This window comes from Microcoleus sp. BR0-C5 (assembly GCF_036705045.1).
In the GTDB taxonomy this organism is placed as follows: domain Bacteria; phylum Cyanobacteriota; class Cyanobacteriia; order Cyanobacteriales; family Microcoleaceae; genus Microcoleus.
The window spans coordinates 44,886-70,718 of sequence record NZ_JAUBTR010000030.1; the positions used below are offsets into that span (position 1 = coordinate 44,886).

A 25,833-nucleotide genomic window follows, 5' to 3' on the forward strand; every position below is an offset into this window, starting at 1 on the left:
TTCCCAGGTAGAACCTGGGAACGAGAAAAAAAATAGTTCACGAATTAAAGCAACAAAAAAGCACCTTAACAAAAGTGCTTTCATGAATATGAAATTTCCGTATCTGACGAAACTTTTATGAGTAATTCCGGGGAGTGCGCGCACCGGCAGATGCTCCTACCATCGAAGCAACTAAACCCAATAACGAGCCGAACAAAAACGACCAACCAGCTTTCGCGGCATTACCAGCAATATTGCGAGCATCCTGAGCAGATACGTTAGGTGCTCGGTTCGGCAAATCGACCCCGCCCTGCTGCGCTTGATTAATTGCTTCTCCCGCATTCGCAGCTATGACGCCAAAAGTACCGGCCACGCCATTTGCTAACAGCCAAGAGCCAATTGTTAAGGTAGTTGCCCACAAAATTGCTCCGTTCAAAAGCGCTGTGTTGCGATTCATTGGGCCGCAAGCACGAGCAGTTACCCAACCGCCAACGGCCAAGCTAATTAACAAACTGATAATTGACCAAATTCCGACGCCGGTACCCACGTCTCCTGAAATACTGCGCGGAGCTCCTGAATTAGCAATGTTGCTCAAGCCGATCGCAGCACCCAATGCACTTAACACCAGTTGTGTGCCGATCGCAATTACCAAACCTGAAAAAATCGGGCCCCAACGTACTCGATCGTGGTATTCCATCACTGAATTTACGACCACGGGTTCGGTACCAACGTTATCTACAGGTCTATTTACGTATGACATAGGTTTTTATTTCCTCTTAGAGTTGCTTTAATTTTTAACAATCTTTCACCTAAGCATTGATTGTGGCTGAGATTGATAAAAACTATATCTGCCTGGGGAAATAACCAGTATCTATGTCTGAAGAAAGAAACGAAAAAGTCATCAGCCCGCGCGCCAGTCGCTATTAGCTAATGACTGATGACTGATGACTGATGACTAATAACTATTTTATCCCGTTAGAAAAGTTCCCGCACGTATACAGGAAATGCGGACGTATAAAGGAAAGACAGCTTAACGCAATCTTACAGCCGTTCCAACGGCAGTAATCAGCAGCAAAGCCCCGCTGGAGTCTACATTAATCGTGCCGGTGTCCACTTCCACCCCGATTACGGCATTGGCGCCGAGGCGTTGGGCCCGTTTTTCCAGTTCCGCGAGGGCATCTCGCTGTCCTTTGAGAAACACTTCCTCGTAACTGCCGGTGCGCCCGCCGATGATGTCGCGAATGCCCGCGAAGAAGTCTCGCAGGGCATTGGTGCCGTAGACAACCTCAGCAGTTACAATTCCCAGGTAAGATTGAATTTCTGCTCCTTGGATGATATCAGTTGTTGTTACAATCATCAGTTGGCCTCAATCGCGAAAATTTTGAGTGGGTCTTGTTCTGTAGATTTACTACATCTCGCCGCTCAAACATTCCTGGTAAACCCTAAGCTGTCAGCTTAACAAGGTGACAGCCCCTCGCTCTTTTATTCCACACACTCTTTGAAACAAATGGCCGTGTACAAACAAAGTCTCTTGGTATTCAGTACGTTGCTAGTAGCAGGATTCGCTGTCGCAGCGCCGCAGATAGCGCTCTCAGCAGAAACATCCGTTCAAGTCAACCCTCAAAATGATTCAAATTTAGATGCCCTGCTGCGACAAGGGCGCGAGTTGGTAGATTTAGGAGACTACAGTAAGGCGATCGCCATTTATCAGGAAGCGGCGCGTTTAGATACGGAAAACCCCCGCATTTTTTCGGGTATTGGCTATTTAGAAGCGCGTCAGGGCAACTATCAAGCCTCAGTAGAATTTTACCAACAAGCGATCGGTCTCGAACCGAATAATGCTGACTTTCAATACGCATTAGGATATGCTATGGCGAATTTACAAAACTATCCCGCAGCAGCCACAGCTTATCGCCGCGCCGCTGTGCTCGATCGCAAAAATGTCAATGCCCGGATCGGTCTGGGAGTGGTACTCTTTCAGCAAAAAGATTACAGCGGTTCTTTTAAAGCATACCAAGAGGCGATCGCCCTCGATCCGAAAAATTGGCAAGCTTATTCTTCAATGGGTTTAGTATTAATCCAGCAGGGAAATTTTGCCAGTGCTGTCACCGTGCTCCAACAAGCAGCCGAACTCGCTCCCAAACAAGCCGGTGTCCAGTTAAAATTAGGCACTGCTTTGCTGCGTGCCGGCTATACTTCCGAAGGGCTAGGAGCTTTTGAAGAAGCTGCCAAATTGGAGCCCCGGAATCCAGAAGTGCAGCTAGAAATTGGCGAACTTCTCCAGGCTCAAAACGACTTCGACGGAGCGCTGATAGCTTATCAGCGGGCTATTGCGGTGCGACCTAATTTAGTGGAAGCACACGCAGGAATCGGGGAAATTCAACTGGAAAAACAAGATTTTTTAGGAGCGATTGCTACTTTTAAGCGAGTGATAAGGCTCGCTCCAGACCGGGCAGAAGCTTATTACAATATGGGTAAGGCACTCAAAGCGCGCGATCGCAAATCCGAAGCAATTGAAGCTTTTCAACAAGCCCTCGACACTTACCGCCAGCAAGGCAACAATGATGGTGCAAAAAAAGCTGAGGCGGCCTTGCGGGAACTAAAGTAATATTTCTCAATGTACTAATTGGTAATTGGCTAGCAGTTTTGAGTGTGGAGTAAGTAATCATCCTAGGGCTAAACTCCTTCCACTCGCCGTGTTGCAAGAAAAAAAGCCATCTCAAAACTGTTTCTATTCCCTATTTCCTAGGCCCCCTTTCCTGTTCCTTCTTCCTTGTTACTTGTTTGCTTAAGTTTTTAATTTAATGCAGATAAATGTGGCGAATTATAGTATAATAGTGGCGCGATTGGAGAAGGGCGTTCGCTCTCTAAGTTTAAGAAGAAATAAGGCGATCGCACAACAGCATTTTGTCAAAGCTCCATCTTTTGTAAGATGCTAAAACGGCTTACTGACAATTAATCTATTTCTCTTGATAGAGACTGCCAAGTTGTTAACATTTGTAAAATGAGCAAAATATCCTATCCCCAGAGCTTCATCTATGCAAACGTATGACGTGATTATCATAGGAGCCGGTCACAATGGACTGGTCTGCGCCTCTTATCTCCTCAAAGCCGGATATACCGTCCTGTTGTTAGAAAAACGTTCGGTTCCCGGAGGCGCGGCAACTACTGAAGCTGCGATTCCCGAATTGCCGGATTTTAAATTCAATTTGTGCGCGATCGACCACGAATTTATCCATTTAGGGCCAGTTGTAGAAGAATTAGAGCTGGAAAAATACGGTTTAGAATATCTTTTCTGCGATCCAGTGGCATTTTGTCCGCATCCCGATGGCAAATATTTCTTAGCGCACAAATCCGTAGAAAAAACTTGTGCTGAAATTGCCCGCTACAACGAGCGCGATGCTAAAAAATATGCCGAATATACCGACTTTTGGCAGCGGGCTTTAGGGGCAATGGTTCCGATGTTTAATGCGCCACCAAAATCCATCATAGATATTTTGGGCAACTACGATATTTCAAAGATAAAAGATTTATTGTCAGTCATTGGTTCCCCCGACAAAACGCTGGACTTTATTCGCACGATGCTCACCAGCGCGGAAGACCTTCTCAACGAGTGGTTTGACGAGGAATTTATCAAAGCACCCCTAGCAAGATTAGCCGCAGAACTCGGCGCGCCTCCTTCGCAAAAAACCCTGGCGGTAGGCGCAATTATGCTAGCAATGAGGCACAATCCCGGCATGGCAAGACCGCGCGGAGGGACGGGTGCATTAGTGCAAGCGCTGCTCAATTTAGTCAAAAGCTATTCCGGTGTGGTACTTACCGATCAGCACGTCGAAAAAATATTAGTTGATGACGGTCGCGCTGTGGGAGTTCGAGTTGCCGGCGGCACGGAATACCGCGCTACAAAAGGTGTCATTTCTAATATTGATGCTAAGCGCTTGTTCCTGCACTTAATGGACTCCAGCGATGTTGACAGTGCTGACCCGGATTTGCGGGAAAGATTGGAGCGCAAAATTGTTAACAACAACGAGACTATTCTCAAAATAGACTTAGCTCTCAATGAAATGCCCAAGTTCGATCGCTGGAACCATCGAGACGAGTATTTAATGGGGTCGGTTTTAATTGCAGACTCGGTGAGACACGTTGAAATTTCTCACAGCGAGCCTTCAATCGGCAGAATTCCTGACTCCGATCCGTCGATGTATGTGGTGTTTCCGACGGTACGAGACCCGTCAATGGCTCCTCCCGGACACCATACAGCTTGGATTGAATTTTTTGCTCCTTACATGATCGAAAATGCTGAAGGAACCGGTCAGCACGGTACGGGTTGGACGGATGAGCTGAAAAACAAAGTTGCCGATCGCTGCATCGATAAATTAGCAGAATACGCGCCAAATATCAAGAATTCAATTATCGGCCGTCGCGTGGAAAGTCCGGCGGAGTTGGGAGAGCGTTTGGGGGCTTTGAAGGGGAATTATTACCACGTTGACATGACGTTGGATCAGATGATATTTTTCCGTCCTTTACCGGAGTTGGCGAATTACAAAACGCCGATCGACGGTTTGTTTCTCACGGGGGCGGGAACCCATCCGGGCGGCTCGATTTCGGGTATGCCGGGACGCAATACCGCTCGCGTTTTCATGCACTCGCAGCAGCCTTTCGCCCAGACTTTCGCAGATGCGGCTAATACTCTGAAAGCGAAGGGTAAGTCGATATTTCGGAGTAATGAGAAGTAAGATTTTTAGCAACCGCAGATGAGGGCAGTTCGACGCAAACAAACGCAGATAAATTACATCTGCGTTTGTTTGTTTGTTTGTATTGATTTATCAGTGTGCCAGTATTTCTTTTGCTTGATGCCGCATCAAAGGAAATCGCTGGGCGAGCGCACTCAATATTTTATCTAAATCAGGAACATCTTTGGCAATATTTGGCGTTGGCTCCCGTTCCGTCAAATCTGTTAAAATAGTCAAAATGTGCTGAGCAAAATCTTCATCAGCCTTATCCAACAAATCCACTAGCTTCGCGATATCTTCTTTCGCACCCAACCAATATCTCGCTCCCAGCAATTCAGCTTTTACTGATAAAGGAAGTTCCGAGTTTAGATAGTTTTCAAGTTTTGGCAATAGCTGCGGCGTACCTAAAAGCCCGATCGAGTTAGCAGCATAGCATCGAACTGCTTCATCTTCATTAGTATCAAGCAGTGAAAGCTCCAGAGTTTCTATAGCTGATGCTTCTTCTAAATATCCAAGAGTTTCTGCTGCTGATGCGCGAACCAGTGCTGAAGGGTCATTTCTGAGAATATATTCTATAGGTAGAACCGCAGGAGTATAATCAAGTTCTCCAAGGGCCTCCACGGCTTCAGACCTAACCAGTTCTTCTTCATCGTCCAGCAAAGTGATTAACGCAGGCCCAACCGTTTCTACTTCCTCACTTCCCAGATAACCCAAGGCCGCTGCTGCATCAGCTCGAACCGATGAATTGGGTGACTTTATTAATTGTACTATCTTCGGTACAGCTTCATAAGCTTCTGCATCAACAAGCTTAAGAAGTGCTTTTGTTTGAAGGGAGTAGTTATCCGAATCGCAATCATCTAGCAGTGTTTTAGTTATGATATTATTCATCATTTTTATTCCTTCCTGTCCATTTATTTTCTGGCGGTTTTAGTGAACTAAAATCTTTGCTTCTTCTTTTTCTTTTGTTTACCGCTGTGACGGCTGTGTCGGGTTTTAGAAGCTTTCTGAGTCCTTCTAATTTTCCTCCTCTCTTTTTGATTCTGCTCTTCTATAGCTTGATATTCGAGAATTTTCAGTGCTGTAGCCATATCTGGAGCTAAACCTCCTTGGATCAGTTGGTTAGCTTTTTCTACGATGCCTGTATCCCCTATGTTGCCTTCTGATGTCATAACCTATCTTTATTTTGTTTAATCATAAATAAATATATTACTTTTGCAATGCTGGTGAACTGACTGTAGGGCATGGTTGTTTGGGAGAATTTCTCGCTCCGGGATCGCCTGCGGATTGCCGGGATCTCGCCCTCGATCCCTAATATTACTGCAAATTCATACTTTATGTGGATGAAAACGCCGGCCCCAAGTTGAGAGACTGAAAGATGGCGTTACCCTTTTTTTAGCGATGGCAAACCGAGTTTTGATTGTCGGTGGGCGGGGACGAATTGGCAGCAGCGTTGCCCAAGACCTTGTTACCCATACCGACGCGGAAATTACTGTTACCGGACGCAACTCTGAAGCCTCTATTGGGCCAGGATTGCCCCCCGATCGGGTGCAGTACCAAACTTTTGATTTAGCGGACAGTGCAGCCCTGCGAAAAGCAGTTTCAGAATCTAATCTTGTCGTTCACTGTGCGGGGCCTTTTCACTACCGAGACGCCAGTGTATTGAAAACTTGCATAGAAGCAGGTGTTAATTATACTGATGTCAGCGACAGCCGCAGTTTTACTCGCAGAGCTTTAGAATTGCGCGAAGCCGCTAAAAATGCTGGAATTACTGCTATTATTAACACGGGCATTTTCCCCGGTGTGTCTAACAGCATGGTGCGTCGAGATGTGGAACAATTAGATGAAGCCGAACACATCCATTTGAGTTATGTTGTCGGAGGTTCCGGTGGCGCTGGCGTTACCGTCATGAGAACCACTTTTTTAGGTTTGCAAACTCCTTTTGAGGTTTGGGCAGATCGCAAGTGGCAGCAAGTAAAACCCTACAGCGATCGCGAAACAATTGAATTTCCCGCACCCTATGGTCAAACAGGGGTTTACTGGTTTGATATGCCCGAAGCAATCACTTTGCCCGAAACTTTCCCCGTCAAATCTGTTGTGACTAAATTCGGTACGTCTCCCGACCTTTACAATCACCTTACCTGGTTTGTTGCTAAGTATTGGCCGGCTAGCTGGCTCAAAAATAACTCCGTGATTGAATTTCTCTCCTACGTCAGTTATGGGATGACCAGTGTTACTAATAGTTTTAGTGGGGTTGGTGTGGCAGTGCGATCGCAAGTGACAGGTCTCAAAAACGGTCAACCCGCTAAAGTTTGCTCGACAGCGATACACCCCAGTGCTGCCGTCGCTACAGGCATCGGTACTGGCAGCATAGCTCAATTAATGTTAGAAGGAAAACTGGAAAAACCGGGCGTTTGGTCGGTAGAGCAAGGTCTTTCTACCGAACTATTTGAACAAGCGATGCAGAGTCGCAACCTCGATATTAATCAAGAATGGTTGTAACTTTTGGCTTTAAATCCGTTGGGATGTTTCTCCTGTTGCGAATAACTGAAATGGGGTAGCAATCTCAATCAGCCTTTCATAAACAGGCTTTGGGGTCTGTTATCCAAGAAAGTTTATTTGTTGTGGAACGGGCACTCCTAGCCTGTTACTGATCATGGTACGTGATGTGAGAAATTTTCTATTTAGAAGCGGAGAGAACTAATCTATCTTTTGGTAGAAGTAAAGTTAACGAGCAGGCGTTTAATATATTTCACAACACGGTAAATCTCCCTTTTCGCTGTATCTGGGTGCAGCACTTGCAACAAAAGTTGCCCCGATCGCTAAATTTTGAAATGTGCGATCGCAGTGAAGGGGTGACAAACACCATAATTTTTGCGAAAAAATACGAGGAGAAGTTGATATGAAGCGGGTTTTAAAAGCTCTAGGACAAACATTGAGCCAAAGCATTTTGCTGGTCTGTACGCTGGCTTTCATTGGTCTGCTAAGCCTAGCGGTAGTACCCAGTCAGGCTGCTTACGCAGGTCAAGACAGAACTCAGGCGCAGCCAGAAGCTAAAATTACTGACCCCGCAGAAAGTTTCGAGGATCTCAATCCCCAAGCAGCTTACGAAGAAATAGTCAAAACCTCTCAAAATCCTGCAAAGGTCGAGAAAGCTTACGACGAAAGCTTAAAGGAATACAAGGGAGAACACCCGCAAGAAGGCATAGTTCAAAAAGCTGAAGATTTGCTCGAAAAGGTCACAGGAAACTAATAAATCAAGAGATTTAGATCTAACTTAAGTTGCTGGTAAATACACAGCTTCCGTGAGTACGCAATTGAGCTGAGATCAGAACTCACTTGAAGATAATTATCTAGGGTGCGCCTCGGCGCACCTTATCGCCTTAGAGTAAGGTGTAAGAGGACTTTGGGCGTCGAAAAAAAATCCTGATTACCATTCTTTTTAAGCTAGCAGATTCATCCTGAAGGCAGATGAATACAGAGGAATTTAAAATGTAAATTGAGTAATAGTTACAGTTAAATAAAAGGAAAAAAATATCATGAGCGATGACAAAAAAACGGTACATGAACCTGATGCTAACCTAGATCCGATTTCCGGGGAAAAGGGAGCTCATCCAGTCGCAACGGGTATTGGTGCGGCGGGTGCGGGTGCTGCAGGTGCTGCGATCGGCGGTGCCATCGGCGGGCCTGTAGGAGCAGTTGTGGGCGCTGTTGTGGGTTCGTTTAGCGGCGGTTTGGTGGGCAAAGGTGTGGGCGAGGCGATCGACCCCACGGTAGAAGATGCTTACTGGCAAAGCAACTACACTTCCCGTCCTTACGCCGACACTAGCGCGACTTACGAAGACTATCAGCCTGCATACCGCACTGGTTATGAGGGATACAGCCGCTATGGCGCTACTGGTAAGAAATACCACGAGATCGAACCGGATTTGCAGCGCGACTACGAAACAAATCGCGGTAAGTCTAATCTGAAGTGGGAAAAAGCTAAGCACGCCACGCGCGACGCTTGGGATCGGGTGGAACGGGCTGTTCCTGGCGACATTGACAAAGACGGCCGCTAAGGGCTTACGCCAAGTATTTCTCAGTCTTGGACGCACACAAACTCAAGCGTTCCGGTTATTTTTAGCCTGGTACCGGAATGGAGGGAAGTGTTTGATAAAAAAAACCCGGCTGCTGCGTCTTGGACTGTTGTTAATAGGTGGCACAGTTTTTAACGCAAGTTTAGCGAAGTTTTTGGGGATTTTCAGCCCCTCTCTACATCGGAGAGGGTATTTTTATGCTCCCTTGAAATCGCATTTTTCAGCACGATTTTTATTTCACACGACGGTTCGCTGTGAGAACTCGCTAAAGACGTAGAGGCATTGCTGTGCGGGACGATCGCACTCCTAAAAAATGGTTTTTACAAAATCGGGATGCTTCCGTTTGAGATTAACATTTTTTTTTTACTATTAGCCTTAAAATTAAACTAATTCAGGACTGAGGCATTGATCGCATATTTGTGTCATGGTTCGCGATGGGCTTTCTGCAATCGCAGCCGGATCGTAAAGCGTCGGTGGCTTCAAGTCGGATAATTGTTAATCTAAATCCTCTCATTCAAAATTGGTATTACTTGTGGATGAAATGTTGGAAAGAGCTTGGACACTCAAGCAAAATTTAATTGACTTTGTTCTAGATGCTGAGGGAGAGTTGGCGGTAGCTTTGGAAGCTTATGCTGCAGCTCGATCGACCGGCGAGCGCTACGACATTGCTCAGCAAAATCAAGTGATTGACAGTTTTACCATCGAAGGTAAAGTCGGAGAGAAAACGCCGATCGACCTATTTGTCGAAAGTCAGCCGGATTTAACCGAGAGCGATCGCAGCTTGCTAGAAAGTTGGCGACATAGAAGCTTCACCGGCTTATTTGAAATCACTCAGCTTTTCCCCGACAGCTTTGAACTGACGAACTGGCTGACAGCCAAGCACTATGTTGTTAAGCCCAACAGTCCTAATTTTCTTGCAGAAATGTCTCGCTTTAAGTTAGGAGAAATCTTGCGGGCTCGGATTGCTCCCCTCACCGATGACTGGTGGATACTTTCGAGCTCTCCCATCCTGATGGGGAAATTGGGTAAGCCGAAGTTGGCGGTGGCGATCGGCAATTTCAAGCAAAATCACAAAAATAACCTGTACAGCGATGCGCCGGAATTGTTAGAGCAAGCTTGGCAGTCGGTAGAACACTACCATGAAGATTTTACCGAATTTTTTGGCAGTGAGGAATTGACGCTATCGGGATATCACCTGAATAAACAGTTGGCTGAATTTCAGGAATTTATCACTAAAAAACGCCTAGCTGATATGGGCGTTGATGGAAGTAAATCTCTGGCGGATATCGTTGAAGATGCCGGAGTCGATCGAGAAGAAGTCAAAGCAGCAGCAATCGCGGCTGCAGGTGCTGATGCTAAAGCAGTTGAGGTAATGCTCGACAGCAATGCTAGTGCAAAAATGGTAATGCCGAAAGTCGAATTGCCCGATCGCTTCAAGAAAGCCGAACAGGTTACAGCACTTTCTCATCCTCGCTGGGGACAAACCTTTTTGTCTACTTACGCTCAATTTACTGCACTGCTAGCAGCCGAAGATTTTTCAACCGTTCCCGGTTACGAAAAGCTGGTGCGTAACTATCTAGAAGATCCTGCAATTAATGTCTGGATTTGGCAACGGTTAGCTAAAGTTAATCCCGCGAAATTAGAACAAATTTTGCAAACTGTATTGGGACGCACAGACTTTCAGATCGATCGCGATTTAGATGCCTTGCTGCAAGAGTTTAAAAAACCCTTAGAACCCGAACTCCCGGAAATTGCCAGCGTTCCCCTGCACCTGCACAACTTATTTCAGGAAGCTTTAGGCGAAGTTAATAAGTCAAAATCCAAGCCACAGGAGAAAAAGAAAAGCTCTAAGGGCTTTAAATCCTGATTTTAGGAACAGGCCGAAAAGCCTGTTCCTAATCTGCCTACTGGCATCACAATCTCTGCACTTCACCGTAAAATTACTTACTCTATCCCATCTAAAATTTCAACTCTAAAATCGATTGACCGAAGTTGAAAAACCCGGAATATTAGTGCGAGCGTCCCGCTCGCGAGTTGCAGTGCGAGCGTCCCCGCTCGCGCTGCAACTCGAAAAATTATGATTCCGATGAAGCGTGGAAACGAGATCAGTCGTGTTTAATTCACACTTTAAAAATCACAACTATTTTCAGTAATATAACTGAACTCAATATTTTTTTGTTCGCTCAAACTTGGTGGAATTATCCATCTGTGTCAGCGCCGAGGGATTGGCATCGAAATTAAAACTCTACCGCTCAACTTCAAGATTTATTTCTTTTGACACTTGACTCAAACAAGGTGTTATGATTGGAAATATAAAAAAATAGTCTTCATAAGTTTGAGCGCTGACTACAATGATGCAAAATCTATTGAAACACGTGCGGGAATTGCAGGGACATATTGAACAACTACCTGTAGATAAACAGGCGATTTTAACAAGCAGTGTCGAGCAGTTGTCCACATCTTTACAAGAATTGGCTGCGGAGTTTCAGTCGCTTTTGTTGTCTAAACAAGCCCAAGCCAAGTTAGAAAGAATTAACAGCAATTTAGACATTAAAGTTGCCCAGCAAGCTGCTAGCATCAGACATTTAGAGCAGCAGTTAGAGCAAAGCCAGATCCTGTACAGAAAGGTGACTCAGGCCCTGACAAAAGGGGAATCCCGACTGCAAAGTCTCCTGCGAAATTCTTCCGATTTGATGACAATTCTCGAAGCAGACGGACGCATCCGAGACCAAAATTCGATCGCAGCAGAGCGGATGTTAGGCTACAATCTCGAACAAAGAATTGGCGAATTCCAAGACGATTTGATCCACCCAGACGATCTACCTGTTTGGCAAGCATATTTGGCCAAATTACTCAAACAGCCAGGGATTGCACCGCCTGTAGAATATCGGAAACGCCACGCTAACGGTTCTTGGGTGTATTTAGAAGTCATTGGTAACAATTTACTCCACGATTCCAGCATCAACGGCATAGTCATCAATTCCCGCGATATCACAGAGCGCAAGTTCTCAGAAGCAGCTTTGAAAAAATCGCAAAAGCAAATCGTTAATATCTTAGAAAAAATCACAGACGGCTTTTATGTGCTCAACCGCCAGTGGCAGTTTACCTACCTCAACGCGAAAGCAGAGCAGTGCTGGCAAAGAGGGCGTCAAGAACTTATAGGTAAAAATATTTGGGATGAGTTTCCTGATACAGCCGACACGATTTTTTTCAAGCAGTTTTACAGAGCGGTATCTGAGAACGTTAATGTTAAATTTGAAGGATATTACCCGCAGCTAAATATTTGGTTTGAAGTCGAGGCTTATCCCTCGGAAGAAGGTTTGTCGGTGTTTTTTCAAAATATAACCGATCGCAAAAATGCAGAAAACGCACTGCGAGCATCAGAATCGCGCTACCGTATTCTCTCGCAAATGACTTCAGATTTTGCCTATTCTTTTAAAGTATTGCCTGACAATACCTGGGCCTGCGAATGGATGACTGAAGCTTTTACTAAAATTACGGGTTATACTCCCAAAGAAATCGCAACTTCCGGCGGTTTACAATTCGACTGCATTCATCCCGACGACCTAGAAATGCTGCTGGAACAAATGCAGCTTCGTTCATCTAGCCGCAAGGAAGTAAGCGAGTATCGAATTGTCACCAAATCCGGTGAAATCCGGTGGCTGTGGGATTGTCGGCAAGTTGTGTGGGATGAAGTCGAGAACCGCGCTGTCGGCATTTATGGTGCTTGTCAGGACATCACACAACACAAGCTGGTAGAGGCTAAATTGTGCGAAACCAATCAAGTTTTACAAGGCTTAATTAAAGCTTTGCCGCTGGCAGTTGTCGGGGTTGATAGTAATGCTTTGGTCACGGTGTGGAATTCTGCGGCGGAGCGAGTTTTTGGCTGGAAGGAGTCTGAGGTTGTGGGGGAGCTTTTGCCGATCGTCCCTAGCGATGAAAACGTAGATTTTTATGCGATGTTTCAGTCAGAATTGGCAGGGGAAGCGCAAGTTGCTAGGGAATGTCGGCGGCGGCGGAAAGACGGTTCATCAATTGATGTCTGTATTTGGACTGCACCGATGCGAGATGCTGAGGGCTTGACTTCTGGCACTATCAAGATAGTTTCTCAGATTTCAGAAGCAAACGGAATGGAGGAAAATATGGGCAGGTTGCAATCCCGCAGAGATCGACTAGAACCATTTTGGGCGCGTTATGTCAAGCTTCCTGCGGGAATTAAAAATTTACAAACAACCTGAAACCAAAGTCTTGTGGGGTGGGCACTCTTAGCCCGCCCCAAAAATATAATTTAGATGCGGGACACCTTAGCTTCACGTTTTTTAATCTTCGACTTGCCGAACAGCCATGCGTTGCAGTGGCAGACTGAGTATGCTGGAAACTGTCAACAAGTAAGATAGAACCGTGGTCAGCTTCAGACTTGCCAACAACCAGTTGTCCTCCGGCAGAGGCATCTTTAGGGCAAAGACAGACATGGAGTAGACTATTGAGTAAACAAAACTCATCTTAATCAAAATTTCTTCGCTTAAAGTGCGATCGTCCCTTGGCTGCGATTTGCGATCGCTCAGCAGGATTAGACCCGCAATAGAAGCCACACAAGAAACCATAACGAGATAGTCATGCCAGTTAAGCTCAACCATTTTCAAACTTCCTTGATATCCTAATTTTTAGAATCTGACATCAGTCTAAAGGATAAGTTTTCCCAGTCAAAACAATAGTTACAAATTGACACAGCGGTAGTTACAAATCTCAATGAAAAATAATCGCGATCGGCAGCCACAGGCTCGTTTAGTCAGCCGCCAAGGACAATTTCCCTTAAATATTGTCAAGTTGGGAGTACCTCGCCTGCATTTTGCCGACCTCTACCACAGGCTGCTAACTCTTTCTTGGCCACAATTTTTCATGCTCATTTGTCTCTCCTATATAGTCACAAATTCTTTATTTGCCTTAGCTTACTTGGCGGGAGGAGATTGCATTGCTAACGCGCGGCCGGGTTCTTTCCCAGATGCCTTTTATTTCAGCATCCAAACAATGGCGACGATCGGCTACGGCTCTATGTATCCGCGCACGGATTACGCTAATAGTGTAGTCGCGATCCAAGCACTTTTTGGTTTGTGGGGAGTGGCGATGGTGACGGGACTGGCTTTTTCGAGATTTTCTCGACCAACAGCTAGAGTTATCTTCAGTCGCGTAGCTGTGATCGCTCCTTTCAACGGCGTTCCGACTCTGATGTACCGCACTGCAAATCAGCGTTTTAACCAAATTTTAGAAGCGCAGCAGCGAGCTACTTTGATCCGCGACGAGGTAACACCGGAAGGAGAATTTATGCGGCGTTTTTACGATTTGCAATTGATGCGGAGTCACTCTCCGGTTTTTGCCTTAACTTGGACGGTTATGCACGCAATTGACGAGAGCAGTCCTTTGTACCAACTTACTGCCCAAGACTTGATGGAACAGCAAGCGGAAATTGTAATTACTTTAACAGGAATTGACGAAACAGTTTCGCAAACTATTCATGCGCGACATTCTTTTGTGGCATCTGAAATTATGTGGAATATGCGGTTTGTAGATATTTTTTTGCAATCGGCGACGGGAGGGCGGGTGGTTGATTATACTCGGTTTCACGATGTGCAGCCGGTTGAATTAAAGTTGTGAGTATAATAGTGCTAGAATACCTCTAGGACGACAAAACTTGATATTTATGACTTCAGTTACTACGAAGATGACACTCAAAGAATTGCAACCGCAACTCTTGGCTTTAACTCCCGAAGAAAAGGCTCAAGCTATACAATTCCTAGCCCAAAGTTTAAGCAACTTTTGGCCGGGAATTCAAAAGACTCCCGGTGTCATGGGCACAGAAGCCTGTATCCGAAAAACTCGGATTCCTGTTTGGCTGTTGGTAAGTTATCGCCGTCAAAGTGCCACCGATGCTCATATTTTAGAAGGTCATCCCGATCTGAGTGCCACAGATTTGGTGAATGCTTTTAGTTATGCTGAGGCATATCCTGATGAGATTGAAAGAGCAATTAGAGAACAGGAAGAGGCATAAACTGTGGCGCGTCTTTATGCAGATGAACAATACCCGCTTCCTGTTGTAAAATTACTGCGAAATTTGGGCCATGATGTCCTGACAGTTCAAGAAGCGGGGAAGGCTAACCAAAAGATTCTGGATGAAGAAGTTCTAGATTTTGCTATTAGCAATAGTCGTGCATTATTGACATTAAATAGACCGGATTTTATTCGACTGCATAGGTTTAACTCTGACCATAGGGGCATAATTGTCTGCACAAACGACCAAAACAGGGAACGGTTGGCTGTACGCATTAATGAAGCTATTTCTAATCTAGAAACACTGAGAAGTCTACTGATTCGAGTTAATCGACCGTCGGAGTGAGTATAACAGCCGGAGAATGAATCAATTCATATAGCAGCTATCGCACAAAGTATTAAAATAAACAAAATACTCCTCGTACTATGCGAATAATTCATACTGCTGACTGGCATTTAGGGCGACGTTTTCGAGGGATCGATCGCACTTTTGAAATTGCGATCGCCCTCGAACAGATTTTGAAGCAAGCAAAAGCATTGGATGTCGATGCTGTGCTCGTTGCCGGCGACATTTTCGACGTACCCAACCCTCCCGCTTACGCCGAACGCATTGCTTATAACTTTTTCTGCGAATTGCAAGTGGCAGGAATTCCCGCAATTGCGATCGCCGGCAATCACGATTCGGCATCCCGCATCGACAGCATCGCGCAGTTGCTTTCCCTCGCCGGTGTTCGCGCTTTAGGCAAACCCAGGCTTTCCGCAGACGGCGGCACAATTACTCTTAATACAAAAAGCGGTAAACTTTGTGTGGGAGCCATGCCTTTTGCTTCCGAACAAAGACTGTTAGATGCTAATTCTCTCTGGCAGTCTGGCGATGCCGATCGCCGAAAAGATTACCGCGAAATCGTAGCATATTTACTAGAAGATTTAAGCAGAGAGTTTAGAGACAATACTGTCAATATTCTCATGGGACACATGAGCATTGACGGCGCTCGATTGGCCAAATCCGAAGTCGCTTATTACACGCGAGAAAAATACCTGCTGTCCTCGCAAACTCTGCCGCCGGAAGCTCAGTATGTTGCCCTCGGACACATCCACATTCACCAGCGTATTTCTGAGACTTCTCCCGCTTATTATTCCGGTTCTTTGATTCAGTTAGATTTTGGAGAAGCGGAACAAGAAAAAGGATTTTGCTTGATAGAAGTTGAGCCGGGAAGTCAGGCAAAGGTGGAATTTAAGCCTGTGGCTTGCCACAAGCCGTTAAAAGTGCTTAAATGTCATAACGACAATCTTGATGAAACTTTACAAGCTCATCAATATCATCCGGGTTTCTTGAAAGTAATTGTCGAACTGGACAGTCCGCAAATCGGACTTGCCGATCGAGTGCGCCAAATCTGTTCTCAAGCGCTGTTAATTGAACCGCGCTATCCAGATGCAGCGCTAGAAGCAACAGAAATAACTAATATCGATCCCAATAATTTCGATCCGGCAGCAGAGTTTTGCAACTATTATCAAAACCGATTGGGAACGACACCAAAACCGGCAGTATTGGAGGAATTTCAAAACTTGTACAAGAAGTTTAAGGAAACAGTTAATAATTAGATGGGTAACAAAGATACAATCCCAAATCCCAAATTAACTGGTTCCCAGGCTCCGTCTGGGAACCAATATCCAGAGGCTCTGCCTCGCGCTTAAATAGGAAAAGATACAATAACTGGTTCCCAGGCTCCGTCTGGAAATATCCAGAGGCTCTGCCTCGCGCTTAAATAGGAAAATTCGAGGCAGAGCCTCCGGATCTGCTTTACCAGGCTCTGCCTGGTAAAGAGAAATAGAAACCCCAAATCTAAAATCTAAAATCAGTATGCGTCCAATCGAACTTATTCTCGAAGGATTTACCAGCTTCCACCGCGAACAGCGTTTAGATTTTTCTCAACTCGATTTGTTTGCAATTACTGGTGCTACAGGTGCGGGCAAATCTTCACTGTTAGATGCCATGACATACGCTCTTTTTGGCACGACAACTCGCAGCGGCAAACAAGTAAGTGATTTGGCAAGTCAAGGCAGCGAAAATTTAAAAGTGCAGTTGCGTTTTGCTGTGGGTTCGGCACAGTATCGGGTGACGCGGAGGTGGCGTTTTCGTCCGAAATCTCCCGAAAATAAGGTAATTTTGGACAACTGGCAAAATGGCCAATGGGAAACTTTGGGGACGAGTATTGTTGCTGTTCAAAATACCATTGAACAGATTTTAGGAATGGATTTTGATACTTTTACGCGAGCAATTGTTCTGCCTCAAGGCAAGTTTGATGAGTTTATTAAAGGGGATACTTCAAAACGCCGGGAAATTTTGCGGCAGCTAGCGGGCTTTGAGATTTTTGAGCAGATGCGGAAGGAAACAAATGAGCTGGCAAAGTTGCTGAAACAGGAACGGGAAATGGTGGAAAGGCAGCTAGCTGAGTTGAGTGCGCCGACGGCGGATGAGGTGGATCAAAGACGATCGCAACTTTTGATTTTACAGCAGCAGTTGCCCCAGTTCGATCGCGCTGTGATGAAAGCTCAGAAGGCTCTAGATGAAGAGGAACAGCTATTTTCGCAAATCGCTCGCTGGCAAGAGCTACAACAACAACTGACCCAATTAAATGCTAATTCTGCCGAGGTGACAATTTTAGCACAGCGTTTAGAAAGAGCGCAAGCTGCCAATCATTTACAGGGAGATTGGGCTTTAGTGCGATCGGCTCGCAGTCAGTATGAAACTGCCGAAAGTGCCTCGGTGGCAGCGCGAAAGCAGTTAATTAAAGCTCGCTCTGAGCTGGCTGTAGAGCAGCAGCAACTTGACGCGGCAAAAGCCAAAGAACAGGTGCTAGCGCCACAAATTAAGGCTCGCGAAGATGCTCTAGCTGCTGCTAAAGTATATGAAGAACAACGCGCTCAATTAGAAAAAGAAGTTGCGCTTGCCCAAAAAATTCAACAGGAAAAACTCCGCTTTTTCATGGCAGCAGATAAAGACCTGCAAGCTGCTAACACTAAAATTCAAGGTGCGGGTTTTCGAGTTACTCAAGCAGCGGCACAGCTCGCACAGTATGCGCCGGGAGGAAAGCGTTTAGAGCAATTACAGCAAATTTCACCCTTATTGATGGAAATTCAGCTAATTACCAAGCAGCAAAAGACTCAGCAAGAACAGTTGGATAAATCTATCGCAGAGAAGGAAAAAGCTCAACAGAATTATGTGGAGGTTGCCAGTAATTTAGAAGCAGCCGAAATCCGACTAAAAGAGTGCGATCGCGAGTTAGAAGTGGCCCAAACCGCTAATGCGGAAGCGGCACGTTTAGAGAGTGTTGCTGCTATCAGAATGTCACTGAATTCTGGCGATACTTGTCCGGTGTGCGGGGGGGTGCATCCTGAGAGCGAGAGCCTCCCTCCTTTGCCAGATTCTAATATTGTCGATGTCGCTGGTTTGCGGCAGAAATTGGCGGGGGCAAATCAGCTTTTTCAAGATGCTCAAAGGTTGGCTGCTGAGGCAAAAAGTACAGCTTCAGCTTGCCAGCAAAAAGAGTCGGAAATTGATCAAATGCTCGAATTAACTGCGAATAGAGTTGCCGAATTGCAGCAGCAAATCACTCAAGTTCTGGAAAATCCTCAGTGGGAAAGCTTGGGGTTGCAGCAGGAGTTGGCAATCCTTAAAGAGAGCGATCGCCAATACCGGGAAACCGAACAGCAGTTCCAACTGGTATCATTGGAATATGATAATTTTCAGGAAAGATTTAATTTGGCGGTGGCGACTCAAGCAGCTAAACAGCAGGAATATCAAGATGCGATTGCCGAATCAGACCGCCGCCAGCAGCAGTTCCAAAGTTGTGTAAATGCGCTTTATCAAATTACCGAATATCAACCTTATGCTAATTTAGCAAAAGTCTTAGAACAAGACAAGCAAGACTTGGCAAATCTGCTGAAAGTTGCCGAAAAATCATATCAAACTGCTCAAAATAAGGTTATTCAAGCAGCAGAAAGAGAGCAACAAGCTGGAGAAGTTTTCGGACAAGCCCAGGCTCATAAACAGCAGCTAAACCTGGATTGGTCAGCCAAATTAACGGCGGCTGATTTCACAGAAGAGACATTTTTAGCAGCGGTTGCGACAGTTAAAGAACAATCAGAATGGGAAAATGCTATTCGCTCTCACCGCGAATCAAAAATTCAGTTAGAGACGCGGGCGAAAGATTTGAGCGAGGATCTCGCAGGCAGAACTACCGATGAGAATACTTTAGCACAAGTGCGATCGGCCAAACATACCGCCCAAGAAAACCTCACACAAGCCAACAACAACCGCGCCGAACTTTTAGCTTGGATTCAAGTAGCAGCTCAAAATCTCGAACAAGCCGAAAGACTGTCAGACCAAATCACAAATTTGACAGAACAAGAGCAAACTTATCACACCTTAGCGCAGAACCTCAAATCCAACGAATTTCAATCCTACATTTTAGAACATTTAGAAGCAGAATTAGTCGGCAGCGCCACCTTAATTTTGCAAGAATTAACCGAAAATCGCTACAAACTAAAAAACCAAGACGGCGAATATTGGGTAGCAGATAATTGGAACGGTGGCGAAGCTAGACGAGTACGCACTCTTTCCGGCGGCGAAACCTTTGCCACTTCCTTATCAATGGCTTTAGCTTTGTCAGAAAAACTGTCTCAAGGAACTCACTTGGGCAGCTTGTTTCTCGATGAAGGATTTGGCACTTTAGATACCGAAACTCTCGAAAGCGTTACTCAAATTTTAGAATCTTTGCGGCAGCGAGACAGGCTGATTGGAGTGATTACCCACGTTCAAGGATTAGGCGAAAGATTGCCCGCCCAAGTTAAAGTTTTTAAATCCCCCCAAGGTTCTAAAATAGAAATTGAAAGAGTTTAATTATAATATAATAAGACTTATGTCAAAAGTAGTTCGGCTCGCTATTTATAGCGCTCTCGGTGCGCCGTCCGCATCCTACCAACTATATATGTAGGGTGTGTACTACGCATCGGTTAACTAAGCTCTTTTTGGATCTAGTAAAACAGTTTTTTAAATCATGTCAGCCAAAGATATCTTTCACAACACAGTACGTTCGGCTTTGGAGAAAGATGGATGGACAATTACTCACGATCCTCTATTTCTAAAAGTAACTTCTCAAGTAAAAATGCAGATTGATTTGGGAGGAGAAAAATTACTTTCAGCGGAAAAGGGGATGCAAAAAATAGCAGTAGAAGTAAAAAGCTTTGTGGGCTTGTCGGCGCTGTCAGAATTCCATACGGCTGTTGGTCAATTTCTTAATTATCGAGTAGCATTGGAAAAATTGGAATCAGAACGAGTGCTGTATTTGGCAGTGCCTACAGATATCTATCAAGATTTTTTTACAGACTCGTTTGTTCAAACTGTGTTAGAACGATATCAAATAAAGATGCTGGTTTTTCATGTGAAGGGACAGGAGATAACATTATGGAAAGATTAGATTATCGCCAGTTAGTTCAGAAAGTCATACATCAACACGCGACAGAGCAGTCTGAGCAAGATGTAGAAACCACTGAAATTGTTTTCGATACGGAACGCGACCGCTATTTATTGTTGTATGTGGGATGGCGGGATGAAGAACGAATTCATGGATGTCCGATTCATGTTGATATCAAAGATGGCAAGATTTGGATTCAGCGCGATTTTACGGAAGCAGGAATTGCAAATCAATTTCTAGAATTTGGAGTCCCTAAAACAGATATTGTGTTGGCATTTCGAGCACCTTATGTACGGCAATTTACTGGATTTGCGATAGCGTAAATCCTTAAATAATCTCCCCAAAAACCATATCCCCCAACCCCGACTTATCCAATAATTCGGGGTTCTAATCTGTAAGCTATGTCAATTTACTTAACGCCCCAAAAAACAAATATTATATGAAAAATCCCCCGACTCGAATGCAATCGGTACAGTCGCCAATAATTCCAGTAGTTGGCGAACTGATCCGCCAAAATCCAGGAACGATATCATTAGGACAAGGCGTAGTTTACTACAACCCGCCACAAGAATCATTTGAAAAAATACCCAAATTTTTCGCAAATCCAGACAATCACAAATACAAAGCCGTCGAAGGAATTCCAGAATTACAAGATGCAATCGCAGCCAAACTCAAAACAGATAACAACATAGAAATTAACAGCAAAAACTGCATTGTCGTTACAGCCGGCAGCAACATGGGATTTACCAATGCCATTCTCGCCATCACTTCGGCGGGAGACGAAGTTATTATCCAAGCCCCTTATTACTTCAACCACGAAATGGCGGCAATTATGGCAAATTGCCGACCAGTCATAGTAGAAACTGACGCCAACTATCAACTTAATATCGATGCTATAAAAAAAGCCATTACCGACAAAACGCGAGCCATAGTTACCATTTCGCCAAATAATCCCACTGGTGTTGTTTATCCTTCCGAAGCACTCCGGGAAGTTAACGAAATTTGTCGCCAGCACAACATCTATCACATCAGCGATGAAGCTTACGAATATTTTACTTATAACGGTGTCAAACACTGTTCGCCCGCCGCTTTTCCCAATAGCAGCGAACATACAATTTCTCTGTTTAGCCTCTCCAAAGCCTACGGTTTTGCGAGTTGGCGGATCGGGTATATGGTAATCCCAGAACACTTGCTCGTTTCAGTGAGAAAGATTCAAGATACAATCTTAATTTGTCCCCCAGTAATTTCTCAGTATGCAGCCCTGGGAGCCTTGCAAGTTGGTAGAGGTTACTGCGATAATTATGTAAGGGCGATCGCATCTGTGCGACAACTCGTATTAGGCGAACTCAATACCATCCAAAACTTGTGTACAATTTCCCCAGCCTGCGGAGCGTTCTACTTTTTCTTGAAAGTTGATACTGAAATCGATACAATGGAATTAGTAGAACAATTAATTCGCGAATATCACGTAGCAGTGCTTCCCGGTACAACCTTCGGCATGGATAACGGCTGCTATTTGCGGGTGGCTTACGGTGCTTTGGAAAAAGCAACCGCCACCGCAGGTATTAGGAGATTAGTTAAAGGTTTGAAGACAATTTTAAACAAGTAAAAGAGGAAATTGAAAAATGGTTGCCACGAACTTAAAAGCCAATACAAATATTCAAGATACCTCCGCTGCAAAACTGGCAGACTTGCGCGATTTGATGGCCGATTATGAATTAGATTGCTATTTAATCCCAGCGGTTGACGAACACTTAAATTTATCAGTTCCAGCAGCCAAGCAGCGACGAGCTTGGATGTGCGGTTTTACGGGTTCCGCCGGGGATTTGTTGGTTGGCAAAGATTCCGCTTGGCTGTTTGTGGATTCCCGCTATTACGAACAAGCCGAATTGCAAGTCGATACGGGAATTATTCAAATATCGAAAGTCGGCTTAGAAGCAAATTTAACTTTAATTGAAACTTTAGAAAAGCTGGCTGTAGAATCGGCAGAAAAATCAAGGAAAATTCGCATGGGTTTTGATCCATTTACCGTAGCGACAGAGCAATATCAAAATTGGGTGAAAAAATTTGCAACTGCGGAGATTGAACTCATAGCAATCCGGGAGAATTTGACAGACAAAGTGCGATCGCAAAATTCTTGGCAAACAGCAGAGACTTTACCCGCGATTGATGCAGAGCCCATATTTAGCTTACCTGTATCCCTGACAGGAGAAACCGCCGCCGAAAAATTAGCCAGAGTCAGGGAAGCGATGCAAAAAGCCAATATCGATGTGCTTCCGATTACCAACCTGAATCAAATAGCGTGGCTGTTCAATCTCCGAGGCTCGGATATTCCCCACATTCCTATTTTCATCTCCTATGCCATTGTCACCACAGATTCAGCGTTTTTGTTTACAAATCCCGAACGAATTTCACTAGAAATTAAGCAAGAATTGCGGGCGGATGTAACTTTGCTTCCTTACGCAGACTATCCGCATACATTAGAAAGTTGCGTAAATTTGCCACATAAAGTTCGGGTACTTTTAGACCCGAAACACAGCACAGCAGGCACGTACCAGTTAATATTAAACCATCAACAAGCGCAATTTTACAACATCGAAATAGTTTTTGAGACACATCCGGTAGAAGGGATGAAAGCTCGCAAAAATCCCGTAGAAATTGAGCAGATGAAATCAGCCAATTTCAAAGCAAGTCGAGCGAAAACTTTGGCTTTAAAGTGGTTGACAGAACAGCTAGAAAATGGTAAGGTAGTGACCGAGTTTGATGTCAAAGAAAGCATCGAAAAATTTTACCAGGAAGAAACTGATTTTCAGACTTTAACTTTTAGAACGATCGCCGGTGCGGGAGCCAATAGCTCGATCGTACATTACGGAACCCCCAGCCCAGAAATAACGTTAAAACCGGGGGAACTGCTGTTATTGGACTCAGGCGCGCAATATTTAGCAGGTACAACCGACGATACGAGAACAGTAAGTATCGGAGAACCGACGGCGCTACAAATAGAACACTACACAACAGTGTTAATCGCGCACATCAACTGTGCAATGCAGCAATTCCCCAAAGGAACAACGGGAGCGCAATTAGATGCGATCGCCCGTGCGGTATTATGGCAAGAACAGCTAGACTACGGACACGGTACAGGGCACGGAGTGGGCGCGTTTTTAGCAGGCCACGAAGGGCCCAATGGCATCAGCAAATCGGTACAATATCCCCTGGAAGCCGGAATGGTAACCAGCATCGAACCGGGATATTACGAACCGGGATGGGGCGGAATTCGCATCGAAAATCTCTATGTTGTCAGGGAAATGCCCTCAAAAAACGGTTTGGTTTGGTACGGATTTGAACCGCTGACGTATATTCCGTTTGAGCAAAAATTGATAAATGTCGATCGGCTGTCAAAGACTCAACTCGCATGGTTGAATAATTATCACGCTTCGGTAGTCGAGAAACTCGAACCCGTACTTGATGCAGCAACAATTGAATGGTTGAAAAAAGCCGCCGCACCCTGTGTGATATCAATTCCGGTTGCACCGGAATGATACCGAGGACACCGCAATGCTCATAGATGTCAACTTAAGGTCAAAGCGAAAGTCCGCCAGGGAATTCCTTCCCTGGCGGACTCGCGGGCTGACTAACGGGCTGGGCGGGCTGAAAGCTTAGGTTGACACGCCTTGGACACGGTGCGGTGTCCCTACCCCAAAATAATATTGTAATATTGTAGGGAAACAGCACGTGCAGTCTCCTGATTTCGTGAACAAACCTGACGGTCAACTGAGTAAAGTTAGACCGCAGGCTTCTTTTTCCTTTTTTTCTCATGCTTTTTATAGTGAGGTAGTTCCACCCCCACTTGCTAATATAGTATCAGAGTATGTCCCGAGCATCTTGGGGTATAAAAGAATAATTGTCGGTTTCCGTACCGAAACCCGACGAGCCTTTCATCACGCGGGCGTAATTCCCAACGGGGTACGGGGCCGAGCGCTCTGATTAATCCCCTCTAAATATACGCCCGGGACTTCCCGGCTGGTAGTTAAAAAACAGAATACCAAAATCCCCGACTTCTCCAAGAAGTGGGGGATTTAAGATACAAACATTTAGAGAATTTAGAGTAAAGCTGGTGACAGGATTTGAACCTGCGACAGGCTGATTACAAATCAGCTAGCTTTAACTACTTTTGAGGTAAACCAACGGCTTGAAGCTCTACTAGATACCCTCTGTCAAAGAAACTGGGTATGAGGCGGGTATGAAATTTACCCATACCCAAAATCATGTTTATCACCCCTGATGACCACAAAGATGGTGTAGTAGCTAAGTACGGTAAGGTTTCGGTAGAGCGATTCCAAGGTAGTTATCGTATTCGCTGGCGGTTTAATGGTAAACGTTACGTGATAACAGTGGGTAAAGCTGACACTGATACTACTCTCAAGGTAGCCAGTGCTAAGGCTCAAGAAATCAATAGCGATATCCTAATGGAACGCTTCGATGAGAGTCTAGCGAAATATTCCCCTAAATACGCACAAGCACTAGCACCTGTACAACGGGTAACTAAGCTTAATCTAGCTGATGTTTGGGAACATTACAAGGAAGCGAATGTACAGCGAGTAGCTAAGACAACTCAAAAAAAAGACTGGAAAGAAGTAGAGAGGTGCTTAGCTAAAGTTTCCAGTGAAGCTCTTGACCTTGACAATCCTCACTTACTATTGCAGGAATTATTGGAGCATTACAGTTCCAGCACCCTAAAAAAAGCAATTGCTAACATCAATGCTGCCTCCAACTGGTCTGTTGAAACTAAGTTAATCAGTGATAATCCCTATCACAATCTCAAAAAGCAACTGCCTAAAGGACAAAAAAGCAAACGTTCTAAAGAATGCTTTGAGCCTGAAGAAGTTAAAAGCATTATTCAGTCATTCTCAAGTAATGAATTCTGTTCACCTGCTAGTGCTTACTCTCATTCTTACTACTCTGGTTATGTAGAGTTTCTAGCTTTAACAGGTTTCCGACCAGAGGAAGCAATAGCTCTCAATTGGAATGATATCAAAGAAAGAAATGGGAGGACTGTGATAGTGGTTAGCAAAGCCTACTCAAAGGGAGAGTTAAAGGATACTAAAACCTACAATACTCGAATTTTCCCTTGCAATGACCAACTTCTTAGCTTCTTAAGACGGATTCCTAAACGTCAAAATGAAAATAATCTAGTCTTTCCTAGTGTAGAGGGAGGATATCTAAATCAAGATAATTTTCTCAATCGGCAATGGCGTCCTGTAGTAATCAAACTGTACCAGTCTGGAAAAATTAGCCAATACCTACCCTGTTATAATCTTCGGCACTCATTCATCACTCGCTTAATTCGGGATGGTTATGACCCATCTACAGTAGCAGCACTGGTAGGCAATAGTCCTCAAGTTATTCTAGACCACTACCTAGCAGCTAGAAAGGATTTAACCTTACCTGAGTTGTAAGTCTCGTAAATAAACAAGAAAATCAAGAGGATAGAGGCGAAAAACTTCTATCCTTTTCATTGATGTG

At 44.8% G+C, this 25,833-nt stretch carries 22 protein-coding genes; 17 read left to right on the forward strand and 5 right to left on the reverse strand.

Features of this window, described 5'->3' with window-relative positions; all coding sequences use genetic code 11:
* Window positions 1-115: 115 nt before the first annotated feature.
* The gene (locus QUB08_RS16260; RefSeq protein ID WP_333154872.1) at window positions 116-739 is read right to left on the reverse strand and encodes a hypothetical protein; all 624 of its coding nucleotides are present in this window, start codon (window positions 737-739) and stop codon (window positions 116-118) included.
* A 270-nt stretch (window positions 740-1,009) separates the two neighbouring features.
* Entirely contained in the window at window positions 1,010-1,336 is a 327-nt protein-coding gene (locus QUB08_RS16265; RefSeq protein ID WP_172184303.1) for a YbjQ family protein, read from the reverse strand.
* Between the two features lie 150 nt (window positions 1,337-1,486).
* Here QUB08_RS16265 and QUB08_RS16270 point away from each other — a divergent pair, with 150 nt between their 5' ends.
* Together QUB08_RS16270 and crtO are read left to right on the forward strand one after the other, a co-directional pair.
* Window positions 1,487-2,587 carry a tetratricopeptide repeat protein gene (locus QUB08_RS16270; RefSeq protein WP_333225685.1) on the forward strand — a complete coding sequence of 367 codons (1,101 nt, stop codon included), beginning with the start codon at window positions 1,487-1,489 and terminating at the stop codon, window positions 2,585-2,587.
* Between the two features lie 430 nt (window positions 2,588-3,017).
* Window positions 3,018-4,715, forward strand: a complete 1,698-nt coding sequence (gene crtO, locus QUB08_RS16275) for a beta-carotene ketolase CrtO (protein ID WP_333154870.1) — start codon at window positions 3,018-3,020, stop codon at window positions 4,713-4,715.
* A gap of 90 nt (window positions 4,716-4,805) precedes the next feature.
* On the opposite strand, the gene QUB08_RS16280 is transcribed toward crtO, so the two are convergent.
* Window positions 4,806-5,603 (reverse strand): HEAT repeat domain-containing protein, encoded by a 798-nt coding sequence (locus QUB08_RS16280; RefSeq protein WP_333225686.1) that lies wholly within the window; start codon window positions 5,601-5,603, stop codon window positions 4,806-4,808.
* A 44-nt stretch (window positions 5,604-5,647) separates the two neighbouring features.
* Window positions 5,648-5,881 carry a polymorphic toxin type 34 domain-containing protein gene (locus QUB08_RS16285; RefSeq protein ID WP_333154868.1) on the reverse strand — a complete coding sequence of 78 codons (234 nt, stop codon included), beginning with the start codon at window positions 5,879-5,881 and terminating at the stop codon, window positions 5,648-5,650.
* 229 nt (window positions 5,882-6,110) lie between these two features.
* On the opposite strand from QUB08_RS16285, the gene QUB08_RS16290 reads away from it, so the two are divergent.
* The 5 genes from QUB08_RS16290 (at window position 6,111) to QUB08_RS16310 (ending at window position 13,026) form a co-directional block, all read left to right on the forward strand.
* Window positions 6,111-7,211: a saccharopine dehydrogenase NADP-binding domain-containing protein gene (locus tag QUB08_RS16290; protein WP_333225687.1), complete on the forward strand. Its 1,101-nt coding sequence runs from the start codon at window positions 6,111-6,113 to the stop codon at window positions 7,209-7,211.
* Between the two features lie 400 nt (window positions 7,212-7,611).
* Window positions 7,612-7,962: a hypothetical protein gene (locus QUB08_RS16295; protein ID WP_333225688.1), complete on the forward strand. Its 351-nt coding sequence runs from the start codon at window positions 7,612-7,614 to the stop codon at window positions 7,960-7,962.
* A 286-nt stretch (window positions 7,963-8,248) separates the two neighbouring features.
* Entirely contained in the window at window positions 8,249-8,770 is a 522-nt protein-coding gene (locus QUB08_RS16300; RefSeq protein ID WP_333225689.1) for a hypothetical protein, read from the forward strand.
* Between the two features lie 538 nt (window positions 8,771-9,308).
* Complete coding sequence (locus QUB08_RS16305) at window positions 9,309-10,655, forward strand: hypothetical protein (protein ID WP_445300925.1); 1,347 nt, start codon at window positions 9,309-9,311, stop codon at window positions 10,653-10,655.
* A 484-nt stretch (window positions 10,656-11,139) separates the two neighbouring features.
* Window positions 11,140-13,026, forward strand: a complete 1,887-nt coding sequence (locus QUB08_RS16310; protein WP_333225690.1) for a PAS domain S-box protein — start codon at window positions 11,140-11,142, stop codon at window positions 13,024-13,026.
* An 81-nt stretch (window positions 13,027-13,107) separates the two neighbouring features.
* On the opposite strand, the gene QUB08_RS16315 is transcribed toward QUB08_RS16310, so the two are convergent.
* Window positions 13,108-13,425, reverse strand: a complete 318-nt coding sequence (locus tag QUB08_RS16315; RefSeq protein ID WP_333056746.1) for a hypothetical protein — start codon at window positions 13,423-13,425, stop codon at window positions 13,108-13,110.
* A gap of 112 nt (window positions 13,426-13,537) precedes the next feature.
* Between QUB08_RS16315 and QUB08_RS16320 the strand changes: the two genes are divergently transcribed.
* The 10 genes from QUB08_RS16320 to QUB08_RS16365 all read left to right on the forward strand — a co-directional run bounded on the left by QUB08_RS16320 (window position 13,538) and on the right by QUB08_RS16365 (window position 25,766).
* Window positions 13,538-14,440: an ion channel gene (locus QUB08_RS16320; RefSeq protein ID WP_333225691.1), complete on the forward strand. Its 903-nt coding sequence runs from the start codon at window positions 13,538-13,540 to the stop codon at window positions 14,438-14,440.
* A gap of 67 nt (window positions 14,441-14,507) precedes the next feature.
* Entirely contained in the window at window positions 14,508-14,834 is a 327-nt protein-coding gene (locus tag QUB08_RS16325) for a DUF433 domain-containing protein (protein ID WP_333225707.1), read from the forward strand.
* A gap of 3 nt (window positions 14,835-14,837) precedes the next feature.
* Window positions 14,838-15,179, forward strand: a complete 342-nt coding sequence (locus tag QUB08_RS16330; RefSeq protein ID WP_333225692.1) for a DUF5615 family PIN-like protein — start codon at window positions 14,838-14,840, stop codon at window positions 15,177-15,179.
* Window positions 15,180-15,259: 80 nt separating this feature from the next.
* A complete protein-coding gene (locus QUB08_RS16335) occupies window positions 15,260-16,435 on the forward strand; it encodes an exonuclease SbcCD subunit D (RefSeq protein WP_333225693.1) in 1,176 nt (391 codons plus the stop codon).
* A 259-nt stretch (window positions 16,436-16,694) separates the two neighbouring features.
* Window positions 16,695-19,736, forward strand: coding sequence for an SMC family ATPase (locus tag QUB08_RS16340; protein ID WP_333225694.1), 3,042 nt, complete (start codon window positions 16,695-16,697; stop codon window positions 19,734-19,736).
* A gap of 157 nt (window positions 19,737-19,893) precedes the next feature.
* Window positions 19,894-20,313, forward strand: a complete 420-nt coding sequence (locus QUB08_RS16345; RefSeq protein WP_242724323.1) for a XisH family protein — start codon at window positions 19,894-19,896, stop codon at window positions 20,311-20,313.
* Window positions 20,301-20,633 (forward strand): XisI protein, encoded by a 333-nt coding sequence (locus QUB08_RS16350; protein WP_333225695.1) that lies wholly within the window; start codon window positions 20,301-20,303, stop codon window positions 20,631-20,633. Before QUB08_RS16345 ends, QUB08_RS16350 begins: the two co-directional genes overlap by 13 nt.
* Window positions 20,634-20,749: 116 nt before the next feature.
* Complete coding sequence (locus tag QUB08_RS16355) at window positions 20,750-21,919, forward strand: pyridoxal phosphate-dependent aminotransferase (RefSeq protein WP_333225696.1); 1,170 nt, start codon at window positions 20,750-20,752, stop codon at window positions 21,917-21,919.
* Window positions 21,920-21,935: 16 nt separating this feature from the next.
* On the forward strand, window positions 21,936-23,849 hold the full coding sequence (locus tag QUB08_RS16360) for an aminopeptidase P family protein (protein ID WP_333225697.1): 1,914 nt from the start codon (window positions 21,936-21,938) through the stop codon (window positions 23,847-23,849).
* A 726-nt stretch (window positions 23,850-24,575) separates the two neighbouring features.
* Window positions 24,576-25,766, forward strand: a complete 1,191-nt coding sequence (locus tag QUB08_RS16365; RefSeq protein ID WP_333225698.1) for a tyrosine-type recombinase/integrase — start codon at window positions 24,576-24,578, stop codon at window positions 25,764-25,766.
* Window positions 25,767-25,833: the final 67 nt, after the last annotated feature.

Coding starts and splice junctions, on each gene's coding strand:
- QUB08_RS16260 (WP_333154872.1), bottom strand. CDS start 739: ATGTCATACGTAAATAGACCTGTAGATAACGTTGGTACCGAACCCGTG.
- QUB08_RS16265 (WP_172184303.1), bottom strand. CDS start 1,336: ATGATTGTAACAACAACTGATATCATCCAAGGAGCAGAAATTCAATCT.
- QUB08_RS16270 (WP_333225685.1), top strand. CDS start 1,487: ATGGCCGTGTACAAACAAAGTCTCTTGGTATTCAGTACGTTGCTAGTA.
- crtO (WP_333154870.1), top strand. CDS start 3,018: ATGCAAACGTATGACGTGATTATCATAGGAGCCGGTCACAATGGACTG.
- QUB08_RS16280 (WP_333225686.1), bottom strand. CDS start 5,603: ATGATGAATAATATCATAACTAAAACACTGCTAGATGATTGCGATTCG.
- QUB08_RS16285 (WP_333154868.1), bottom strand. CDS start 5,881: ATGACATCAGAAGGCAACATAGGGGATACAGGCATCGTAGAAAAAGCT.
- QUB08_RS16290 (WP_333225687.1), top strand. CDS start 6,111: ATGGCAAACCGAGTTTTGATTGTCGGTGGGCGGGGACGAATTGGCAGC.
- QUB08_RS16295 (WP_333225688.1), top strand. CDS start 7,612: ATGAAGCGGGTTTTAAAAGCTCTAGGACAAACATTGAGCCAAAGCATT.
- QUB08_RS16300 (WP_333225689.1), top strand. CDS start 8,249: ATGAGCGATGACAAAAAAACGGTACATGAACCTGATGCTAACCTAGAT.
- QUB08_RS16310 (WP_333225690.1), top strand. CDS start 11,140: ATGATGCAAAATCTATTGAAACACGTGCGGGAATTGCAGGGACATATT.
- QUB08_RS16315 (WP_333056746.1), bottom strand. CDS start 13,425: ATGGTTGAGCTTAACTGGCATGACTATCTCGTTATGGTTTCTTGTGTG.
- QUB08_RS16320 (WP_333225691.1), top strand. CDS start 13,538: ATGAAAAATAATCGCGATCGGCAGCCACAGGCTCGTTTAGTCAGCCGC.
- QUB08_RS16325 (WP_333225707.1), top strand. CDS start 14,508: ATGACACTCAAAGAATTGCAACCGCAACTCTTGGCTTTAACTCCCGAA.
- QUB08_RS16335 (WP_333225693.1), top strand. CDS start 15,260: ATGCGAATAATTCATACTGCTGACTGGCATTTAGGGCGACGTTTTCGA.
- QUB08_RS16340 (WP_333225694.1), top strand. CDS start 16,695: ATGCGTCCAATCGAACTTATTCTCGAAGGATTTACCAGCTTCCACCGC.
- QUB08_RS16345 (WP_242724323.1), top strand. CDS start 19,894: ATGTCAGCCAAAGATATCTTTCACAACACAGTACGTTCGGCTTTGGAG.
- QUB08_RS16350 (WP_333225695.1), top strand. CDS start 20,301: ATGGAAAGATTAGATTATCGCCAGTTAGTTCAGAAAGTCATACATCAA.
- QUB08_RS16355 (WP_333225696.1), top strand. CDS start 20,750: ATGAAAAATCCCCCGACTCGAATGCAATCGGTACAGTCGCCAATAATT.
- QUB08_RS16360 (WP_333225697.1), top strand. CDS start 21,936: ATGGTTGCCACGAACTTAAAAGCCAATACAAATATTCAAGATACCTCC.
- QUB08_RS16365 (WP_333225698.1), top strand. CDS start 24,576: ATGTTTATCACCCCTGATGACCACAAAGATGGTGTAGTAGCTAAGTAC.